The organism is Sulfitobacter sp. EE-36 (assembly GCF_000152605.1).
Taxonomy (GTDB): Bacteria; Pseudomonadota; Alphaproteobacteria; order Rhodobacterales; family Rhodobacteraceae; genus Sulfitobacter; species Sulfitobacter pontiacus.
Genome location: NZ_CH959310.1, coordinates 1,250,843 through 1,260,282 on the forward strand (window position 1 = coordinate 1,250,843; position 9,440 = coordinate 1,260,282).

Below are 9,440 nucleotides of genomic sequence, written 5' to 3' on the forward strand. Positions count from 1 at the left end.
GTTCCATCTATTCGCGGGCGCGCAGCACCTGCGCGGGTCTGGCGTTCAAGGCTTTGATCGCAAAGCCAAGCGAGGCAAGGATCGACGCCAGCGCGCCACCGGTGACGATCAACAGCGCGGAAGGCCATACCACGGCAAAGCTGGTGTCCATCACAAAGCGGCTCACGGCCCATCCGCCCAAAATACCTGCCAGCAGGGCAACGGTACCGGCGAAGAGCCCCAGCAGAGCGGCACGCATCAGAAAGCTGGCGGCGATGCTGCGGCGCGAGGCCCCCAGCGTTTTCAGCAAGGCGGCTTCATAGCGGCGGGCATCCGCGCCGGCAGCGGCTGCCCCGATCAATACCAGAAACCCGGTCAGAAGAGTAGCCGCCGCGCCGTAGGATGTCGCCGCTGCCAACCCGCTAAGCACCGCCGCCACGCGGTCGATCGCATCGCGCACGCGGATCGCGGTGATGTTAGGGTAGGCGGTGGCCAGATCACGCAGGATAGGTGCTTCGGCCTCTGCATCGGCGTAGACGGTCGAGATATAGGTATGCGGCGCGCCGGTCAGGGCGGCGGGGTTCATGGTCAGGATAAACCCGATCCCCGCGGTCGAGAAGTCGACCTCTTGGAAGCTGGCGATGGTGCCGGTGATGTCGCGCCCCAGCACGTTGATGGTCAGCGTATCGCCAAGCTCTAACCCGATCTCCTCGGCCTCTTCGGCGGCAAAGCTAATGAGCGGCGGGCCGTCATAGTCAGGTGCCCACCATTCGCCCGCGGTGATCACCGTGTCGTCATCGGGGGCCTCGGCATAGGTCAGCCCTCGGTCGCCGCGCACCACCCAGTGATCGCCCGCGACCTCTTTGGCGGGTCTGCCGTTGATCTGTGTCACGACGCCGCGAAGCATTGGCGCGCTGTCGATGCGGCGCACCGCGGGGTCGTCGGTCAGCCGTTTGGTATAGCCGTCGATCTGGTCTTTCTGGATGTCGACAAAGAAATACGACGGGGCCACATCGGGCAGGTTGCCCGAGATCGCCTGCCGCAGGTTGCCGTCGATCTGCCCCACGGCGGCCAGCACCGACAGGCCGAGCCCCAGCGAGAGCACCACGGCCCCGGCACCTTCGCCGCTGCCGCCAATCGCGGCCAGGGCCCAACGCAGCCGCGGGCGCCCGCGTGCCAGAACCGCGGCGCGTTGTGCGAGGAACCGCACCAGCAGTGCCGCCAGCGTGAGTATCCCGAGCGCGCCTGCGATGCCGCCCAAAGTCCAGAGCGTCAGCCACCAACTGCCGTTGAACCACCCCGCCAGCGCGACCAGCAGCGCCACGGTCATCACGATAATCGCCACATAGCGCGGTGCCGGAAAACGCGCGGCCCCGTCCCATGCATCGCGAAACAGGGTCGCTGCACGGATATTCTCGCTGCGGGCCAGCGGCCACAGCGTGAAGGCAAAGGCGGTCAGCAACCCGTAAATCGCCGCCTCGGCCAAGGGTGCGGGATAGATGGCAAAGGCCGCAGGGATCGGCAGCCGCGCAGAGATCAGCGGCGCAAAGATCAGCGGGGCCACCGCCCCAAGCACCACGCCGATGGCGACCCCCAGAAGCGATAGGGCACCGATCTGCATGAAATATGTCTGGAAGATCGTCGCGCGGTCTGCCCCTAGCGCGCGAAGCACGGCGATGACTTCGGTCTTGCCGGTGAGGTAAGATCGCACCGCAGCCGATACGCCCACACCGCCCACAGCCAGACCGGACAGGCCCACAAGGATCAGAAACGCCGTCAACCGTTCGACAAAGCGCGACACCCCCGGTGCCCCGTTGCGCGCATCGGTCCAGCGCATCCCGCTGTTTTCGAACCGCGCACGGGCGGCAGAGCGCAGTTGATCAAGGTCGGTATCGGCAGGCAGCAGCATCCGGTACTTGGAGTTGAACAGCGTCCCTTCCGCCAGCAGGCCGGCCCCATCCAGCGCCTCGGTCCGGAGCAGGGTGCGGGGCCCAAGCGCAAAGCCGCTGGCGGCGCTGTCGGGTTCGCGCACGATCAGGGCGGAGAGGCGGAATTCCTTGACGCCAAGCTTGAAGCTGTCGCCGGGGGACAGGCCCAGACGGTCGGACAAGGCGCGCTCCATCACCGCGCCGGACAGGCCGTTTTCCAGCCCGAGCGCCTGTTCCAGCGGCATCGCCGGTTCCAGCACCATCTCGCCCACCAGCGGATAAAGATCATCGACCGCTTTCACCTGCGTCAGCGCACGGTCAGCGGCGGCCCCATCACCCGCGACAGCCATGGACCGGAACTCGACAACCTCAGACACAGCGCTGGCTTGGCTCTCGATCCAGTCGCGTTCGGCATCGGTGGCGAAACGATAGGTGAAATCAATCTCGGCCGCGCCACCAAGCAGGGCCGCACCTTCGCGCTGCAAGCCGCCCTCGATCGCTGAGCGGACAGAGCCGACGGCAGCGATTGCCGCGACGCCAAGGGCGAGGCAGGCCAGAAACAGACGGAACCCCCGCAGCCCCCCGCGCATCTCGCGGCGGGCAAAGCGGCCGGCCAGACGCAGGCTCATGCGCCCATCCCGCTGACGATCCGCCCGTCGGTCAGGGTGACGATCCGGTCACAGCGCGCGGCCAATTCATCGGCGTGGGTCACCAACACCAAAGTCGCGCCATGTTTTTCGCGCAGATCGAACAACAGCTCCATGATCGCGGCACCATTGGCACTGTCGAGGTTCCCTGTCGGCTCATCCGCCAGCAGGATCGCCGGACGCGGGGCAGAGGCGCGGGCCAATGCAACCCGCTGCTGTTCGCCGCCCGACATCTGCGCGGGATAGTGGTTGAGCCGGTGCCCCAGACCCACCGCGTGCAATTCCGCCTCGGCCCGGTCAAAGGCGTCAGCGACGCCGTTCAGTTCCAGCGGGGTGGCGACGTTTTCCAGCGCGGTCATGGTGGGGATGAGGTGGAAGGACTGGAACACGATGCCCATCCGCCCGCGGCGAAATTTGGCCAGCCCATCTTCGGACAGGGTGCTCAGGTCTTCGCCCAAGGCGCGCACCGATCCGCCGGTCGCACGCTCCAGCCCGCCCATGACCATCAGCAACGAAGACTTGCCCGACCCCGATGGACCGGTAAAGGCGACCGTCTCTCCTTGTGCGACGTCCAGGGTGATCCCATGTAGGATGTCGACCTTTCCGGCGTTGCCATTCAGTTTCAGGGATGCATCTTGAAGCTGGAACACCGGGTCGGTCATAGGGCTGCCTTTTGAAATACGGTCCCTGTTGGATATGGAGGTTCGACCATGATGCGCAAGGTTACGACGGCACTTGTTCTGGTATTATCAGGCCCCGCACTGGCGGAACCGCTTGTTATTGCAGCATTGGGCGACAGTCTGACGCAGGGCTACGGCCTGCCCGCCGAGGACGGGTTCGTGCCACAGTTGCAAAACTGGCTGGATCAGAACGGTGCGGATGTGACGGTGATCAACGCAGGCGTGTCTGGTGACACGACCGCTGGCGGGTTGGCGCGGGTCGCCTGGACCATGACGCCCGAGGTCGATGGCATGATCGTGACGCTTGGCGGGAATGACCTGTTGCGCGGGATCGACCCCGCGGTCAGCCGCGCCAATCTGGATGGAATCATGAAGGCCGCCCAAGACGCCGAGGTAGAGGTGCTGCTGGTCGGCATGACCGCGCCGGGCAACTTTGGCCCTGAATATAAAACCGCCTTTGACAGCATCTATCCCGATCTTGCCGCGCAATATGACGCGAGCCTGATGGGCAGCTTCTTTGACGGCCTGTCCGACAATGGCGAGACGCCCGATCTGGCGCAGGCACGCGGGTTTTTCCAGGCCGACGGGGTGCATCCGAACGCGCAAGGCGTCACGAGAATCGTTGATGCTTTGGGCCCGAAAGTGCTGACGCTGATCGATCAGATCAACGAAAACGAGTAGTTTTGCACAAAAAACGGGCACCGAAGCGCCCGTCGTCAAAAATATTATGAACCGGTTTTGGGCCGGTTAGGCCAATGCGATATTCGCGGCGCTTTCGCGGCCATCACGGCCCGCTTCTACGTCGAATGTCACCTTCTGGTTGTCGGCAAGCCCGGTCAGGCCAGCGCGTTCAACCGCCGAGATGTGAACAAAGATATCTTTGCCGCCACCATCAGGCGCGATAAAGCCGTATCCCTTTGTGGTATTGAACCATTTTACGGTGCCAGTCGCCATGCCCCGTTTCTCCTCGTGTTTGTCCTGCCCACATTATGCGGCAGCGTGGCTCGGTCAGAACTTGATCGCACCAGCGCCGGAGGGCTGAGGGGTCGAAAGTCTTTCGCGTCGCACCTCTGACTTTGGCGCCAAATAGGACAAAATCAAGAGTTTTTGCCCCGAAACGCGTAACCGGCGGGCATTTGCGCAAGAAATTTCACAGTTATGAAATAATTTTACCAGTTGATAAAAAAATCATTCCGTGGGAGCGTTTCAGCATAAATAGTGACAGCAGGGATAAAAAAATGTCGCAGAAAATCTTTGAACCGGGGGTGGCTGCCGGACGGCTGGACGCCGACGCCTATGCCGCGCAGTTTTCCGATTTGCACCCGCCACTGGATGTGCACGAAGCGCTTGTCGCGGCGGACCGATGCTACTTCTGTCACGACGCGCCGTGCATCACGGCCTGCCCGACGGATATCGATATTCCGCTCTTCATCCGGCAGATCGCCACGGGCACACCCGATGCCGCCGCCAAAACGATCCTGAGCCAGAATATCATGGGCGGTATGTGCGCCCGCGTTTGTCCGACCGAACAGCTTTGTGAACAGGCCTGCGTGCGCGAAGTGGCCGAGGGCAAGCCCGTCAAGATCGGCGAGCTTCAGCGCTATGCCACCGACCATCTGCAAGCACAGGGCGCGCATCCGTTTGAACGCGCGGCCTCGACGGGCAAGCGCGTGGCCGTGGTCGGTGCAGGTCCGGCGGGGCTGTCTTGTGCGCACCGTTTGGCGATGATGGGGCATGATGTCACCGTCTTTGACGCGCGGCCCAAGCCCGGCGGTCTGAATGAATACGGGATCGCCACCTACAAGACACCCGACGGCTTCGCGCAGGCAGAGGTGGACTGGCTGCTCAAGATCGGCGGCATCACCGTGCAGAACAACGCAGCCCTTGGGGCGGCGATGACGCTGGACAGTTTGCGGGCCGACTATAACGCCGTGTTCCTTGGTATGGGCCTTGGCGGTGTGAACGCCTTGGGGGCCGAGGGCGAGGATAAGACCGGCGTGCTCGATGCGGTCGATTTCATCTCTCACCTGCGTCAGGCGAGCGATGTGGCTGCGGTCCCGATCGGTCGTGACGTGGTGGTGATCGGCGGCGGGATGACCGCGATCGATGCCGCCATTCAGGCGAAACTGCTGGGCGCGCTCAATGTGACGCTGGTCTATCGTCGCGGGCGCGACCGGATGAACGCCAGCGTGTTTGAACAGGATCTCGCGGCCTCTAAGGGCGTGCGGATCGTGACCCATGCCACGCCGGTCGCCGTGATCGGCAACGGTGCGGTGCGCGAGATCGAATTCGAATATGTCGACGACCAGATGAATGGCACGGGTCAGACCCTGCGCCTGCCCGCGGATCAGGTGTTCAAGGCCATCGGCCAGACCCTTCAGGGCGACGCGCTGCCGATGCTAGAGGCGCGCAAGATCAAGGTGGATGGCACCGGACGCACCAGTGTCGACGGGGTCTGGGCCGGTGGCGATTGCGCGAGCGGCGGCGATGACCTGACCGTGACCGCTGTCGCCGAAGGGCGCGACGCGGCGATGGACATTCACATGGTATTGATGGGCTAAGCCCCTACAGGAGAACGCAAATGGCTGATCTAAGAAGCGACTTCGTGGGCATCAAAAGCCCTAACCCGTTCTGGCTGGCATCCGCGCCACCCACGGACAAGGAATACAACGTCCGCCGCGCCTACGAGGCAGGCTGGGGCGGTGTCGTGTGGAAGACCCTCGGCATGGAGGGCCCGCCCGTCGTCAATGTCAACGGCCCGCGTTATGGCGCGATCTGGGGCGCGGACCGGCGGCTGTTGGGGCTCAACAACATCGAGCTGATTACCGATCGCCCGCTGGAGGTGAACCTGCGCGAGATGAAAGCGGTGAAACGCGACTACCCCGACCGCGCACTGATCGCGTCGATCATGGTCCCGTGCGAGGAGGAAGCGTGGAAAGCGATCCTGCCGCATGTGGAGGAAACCGGTGCCGACGGGATCGAGCTGAACTTCGGCTGCCCGCATGGCATGGCCGAGCGCGGCATGGGATCGGCTGTGGGGCAGGTGCCGGAATACATTGAAATGGTCACCCGCTGGTGCAAGCAATACACGCGCATGCCGGTGATCGTGAAGCTGACGCCGAACATCACCAATGTGCTCTACCCCGCCGAGGCCGCCAAACGCGGCGGCGCGGATGCGGTGAGCCTGATCAACACGATCAACTCCATCACCTCGGTTGATCTGGACCTGTTCGCGCCGGAGCCGATGATCGATGGGAAAGGCACCCACGGCGGCTATTGCGGCCCGGCGGTAAAGCCGATTGCCTTGAACATGGTGGCGGAAATCGCGCGCAACCCCGAGACGGCGGATATGCCGATCAGCGGCATCGGCGGCGTGACCACATGGCGCGACGCGGCAGAGTTTCTGGCCCTTGGCGCGGGCAATGTGCAGGTCTGCACGGCGGCGATGACCTATGGTTTCAAGGTTGTGCAAGAGATGATCTCGGGCCTGTCGGAATATATGGACGACAAGGGGATGACTTCGGTCGATCAACTGGTGCGCCGTGCGGTGCCGAATGTGACCGACTGGAACCAGCTGAACCTGAACTATGTCGCCAAGGCCAAGATCGATCAGGATCTGTGTATCTCCTGCGGGCGCTGCTTTGCCGCCTGCGAAGACACGTCGCATCAGGCGATTGCCATGTCCGAAGATCGCACCTTCAGCGTGATCGACGACGAATGCGTCGCCTGCAACCTCTGCGTCAATGTTTGCCCGGTCGAGGATTGTATCTCGATGGTGGAGCTGGCCCCCGGCACCACGGACCCGCGCACGGGCAAGCCCGTCGATCCGAATTACGCCAACTGGACGACGCACCCCAACAACCCCTCCGCCACAGCGGCCGAGTGACCCTTGCCCCCGCCGCTACTGTTGCGGCGCGGCGGGGGTCAACAACGTCGAGAACATCAGTCGCAGATGGTCCGACGCCTGCTGGTGTTGATCGGCATCGCCGTCCAGCAGCAGCACGACTTGCGGCGCGAAATCGGCATAGTGTTGCGTGGTCGACCAGATCGAGAAAATCAGATGGCGCGGGTCCATCCGCGCGATCTTTCCCGCCGCCATCCAATCGGAAATAACGGCGCATTTCTCGTCGAACAGCGGTTTCAGATCGCTTTGCAAGCGCGGCTCCATATGGGGCGCACCGCGTAAAATTTCACCGGCAAACAAGCGGCTTTCACGGGGCAGATCCCGCGCCATATCCAGTTTGCGCTGCACATAATCCAACAGCTCTGTGCGCGGGTCACCATCGGCGTCCAACTCGACCAGCGGGTCGAGCCACGTCTCCATCAGCTGGCTCAGCAGGGTCGTGTGGATCTCTTCCTTCCCGCTGAAATAATACAATATATTCGGTTTGCTCAGCCCCGCCTCGCTGGCGATCTGATCCAGCGTGGCCCCGCGAAACCCGTAGGTCGAAAACACATCAAGCGCCGCATCCAGGATCACACGGCGGTTGCGCCTTTGGATTCGGCTGGGCTTTTTCTTGGCGGTTGGCTCGGGCATGGCGCGTCCCCTTTCGGTGTAAGTGCCTGAAAATGCGGCACCCCACTTCGGACGGGTGGCCCGATGGGAAAGCATTTCTTGACAGACTTAACCCTAGCCGCAATCGTGGATTTACCAAATGGTAAAAATTTACGCCTTGCACAAGGTAGAAAACGCAAAGGAAACCGCTATGGCCGCGCCCGGTGAAAACCTGAAGATCAACCCGGATCGTTTGTGGGACAGTCTGATGGAGATGGCCAAGATCGGCCCCGGTGTGGCGGGTGGCAACAATCGCCAGACGCTGACCGACGAAGACGCCGAAGGTCGCGCCCTGTTCCAGAAATGGTGCGAGGAGGCGGGCTGCACCATGGGCCTTGATACGATGGGCAACATGTTCGCGCAGCGCGATGGCACCGACCCCGATGCGCTGCCGGTCTACGTCGGGTCGCATCTGGATACGCAGCCCACGGGCGGCAAGTATGACGGCGTGCTGGGTGTGCTGGGCGGGCTGGAACTGCTGCGCACGATGAACGATCTGGGGATCAAGACGAAACACCCCGTGGTCGTGACCAACTGGACCAACGAAGAGGGCACCCGCTATGCCCCCGCGATGCTGTCGTCTGGCGTTTTTGCCGGCATCCACACGCAGGAATGGGCCTATGCCAAGACCGATGCCGAGGGCTTGCGCTTTGGTGACGAGCTCAAGCGGATCGGCTGGCAGGGCGACGAAGAGGTCGGCGCGCGCAAGATGCATGCGTTTTTCGAACTGCACATCGAACAGGGCCCGATCCTGGAGGCCGAAGGCAAGGACATTGGCGTCGTGACCCACGGGCAGGGGCTGTCGTGGACCCAAGTCACTGTGACCGGCAAGGATGCGCATACCGGATCAACACCGATGCCGATGCGCAAGAACGCAGGCCTCGGCATGGCGCGTATGCTTGAAGCGGTGGACCAGATCGCATGGTCCCACGCGCCGCATGCGGTTGGTGCCGCGGGGCATATCGAGGTCTACCCGAACTCGCGCAACGTGATCCCGGGGCAGGTGATCTTTACCGTCGATTTCCGGTCGCCCGATCTGAGCGTGATCGAGGATATGGAAAAGCGTCTGCGCGTCGAGGGTCAGAAGATCGCCGATGACATGGGGCTTGAGGTCGCTTTTGAAAAGGTCGGTGGCTTTGATCCTGTCGCCTTTGACGAAGGCTGCGTCTCGGCCATCCGTTCCGCGGCAGAGCGGTTGGGGTACAGCCATATGGACGTCATCTCGGGGGCGGGTCACGATGCCTGCTGGATCAACGGGGTGGCCCCGACCGCGATGGTCATGTGCCCCTGCGTGGATGGGCTGAGCCATAACGAGGCCGAAGAGATCACCAAGGAATGGGCCAAGGCCGGTGCCGATGTTTTGCTGCATGCGGTGCTGGAAACGGCTGAGATTGTGGGCTGAACCCGTCGGGGGCCTGAGCGGGCGTGGCCTGGGGGCCAGCCCCCAGACCCCCGGGATTTGGACCATTTGGATGACAGATAGGGGAGAGGACAGATGAGCAAGGTTATCAAGGGCGGCATGGTCTGCACGGCGGATCGCACCTGGAAAGCGGATGTGTTGATCGAGGGCGAGATCATCAAGCAGATCGGCGAGGATCTGGTGGGCGACGAATATATCGACGCCGAAGGGGCCTATGTCATCCCCGGCGGG

8 protein-coding genes and 1 pseudogene are annotated in these 9,440 nt (G+C 62.9%); 5 read left to right on the forward strand and 4 right to left on the reverse strand.

The features are described 5' to 3' along the window. Positions 1-7: 7 nt before the first annotated feature. Together EE36_RS08620 and EE36_RS08625 are read right to left on the reverse strand one after the other, a co-directional pair. Positions 8-2,536, reverse strand: a complete 2,529-nt coding sequence (locus EE36_RS08620; protein WP_005851361.1) for an ABC transporter permease — start codon at positions 2,534-2,536, stop codon at positions 8-10. Further along, positions 2,533-3,216, reverse strand: coding sequence for an ABC transporter ATP-binding protein (locus tag EE36_RS08625; protein WP_005851363.1), 684 nt, complete (start codon positions 3,214-3,216; stop codon positions 2,533-2,535). Before EE36_RS08625 ends, EE36_RS08620 begins: the two co-directional genes overlap by 4 nt. A gap of 48 nt (positions 3,217-3,264) precedes the next feature. Between EE36_RS08625 and EE36_RS08630 the strand changes: the two genes are divergently transcribed. Further along, positions 3,265-3,915 carry an arylesterase gene (locus EE36_RS08630; RefSeq protein ID WP_005851366.1) on the forward strand — a complete coding sequence of 217 codons (651 nt, stop codon included), beginning with the start codon at positions 3,265-3,267 and terminating at the stop codon, positions 3,913-3,915. Between the two features lie 66 nt (positions 3,916-3,981). On the opposite strand, the gene EE36_RS08635 is transcribed toward EE36_RS08630, so the two are convergent. Next, positions 3,982-4,188, reverse strand: coding sequence for a cold-shock protein (locus EE36_RS08635; RefSeq protein ID WP_005851368.1), 207 nt, complete (start codon positions 4,186-4,188; stop codon positions 3,982-3,984). Between the two features lie 284 nt (positions 4,189-4,472). Between EE36_RS08635 and EE36_RS08640 the strand changes: the two genes are divergently transcribed. Together EE36_RS08640 and preA are read left to right on the forward strand one after the other, a co-directional pair. Next, positions 4,473-5,795 carry an NAD(P)-dependent oxidoreductase gene (locus EE36_RS08640; protein ID WP_005851370.1) on the forward strand — a complete coding sequence of 441 codons (1,323 nt, stop codon included), beginning with the start codon at positions 4,473-4,475 and terminating at the stop codon, positions 5,793-5,795. A 20-nt stretch (positions 5,796-5,815) separates the two neighbouring features. Next, positions 5,816-7,120 (forward strand): NAD-dependent dihydropyrimidine dehydrogenase subunit PreA, encoded by a 1,305-nt coding sequence (gene preA, locus EE36_RS08645; RefSeq protein WP_005851372.1) that lies wholly within the window; start codon positions 5,816-5,818, stop codon positions 7,118-7,120. Positions 7,121-7,135: 15 nt separating this feature from the next. Here the strand turns inward: preA and EE36_RS08650 are convergent, their stop codons facing one another. Next, positions 7,136-7,771: a TetR family transcriptional regulator C-terminal domain-containing protein gene (locus EE36_RS08650; RefSeq protein WP_005851374.1), complete on the reverse strand. Its 636-nt coding sequence runs from the start codon at positions 7,769-7,771 to the stop codon at positions 7,136-7,138. A 169-nt stretch (positions 7,772-7,940) separates the two neighbouring features. On the opposite strand from EE36_RS08650, the gene EE36_RS08655 reads away from it, so the two are divergent. Beyond that, on the forward strand, positions 7,941-9,191 hold the full coding sequence (locus tag EE36_RS08655) for a Zn-dependent hydrolase (RefSeq protein ID WP_005851376.1): 1,251 nt from the start codon (positions 7,941-7,943) through the stop codon (positions 9,189-9,191). A gap of 93 nt (positions 9,192-9,284) precedes the next feature. Beyond that, a pseudogene (locus EE36_RS17700) lies at positions 9,285-9,440 on the forward strand (dihydropyrimidinase); the annotation flags it as partial.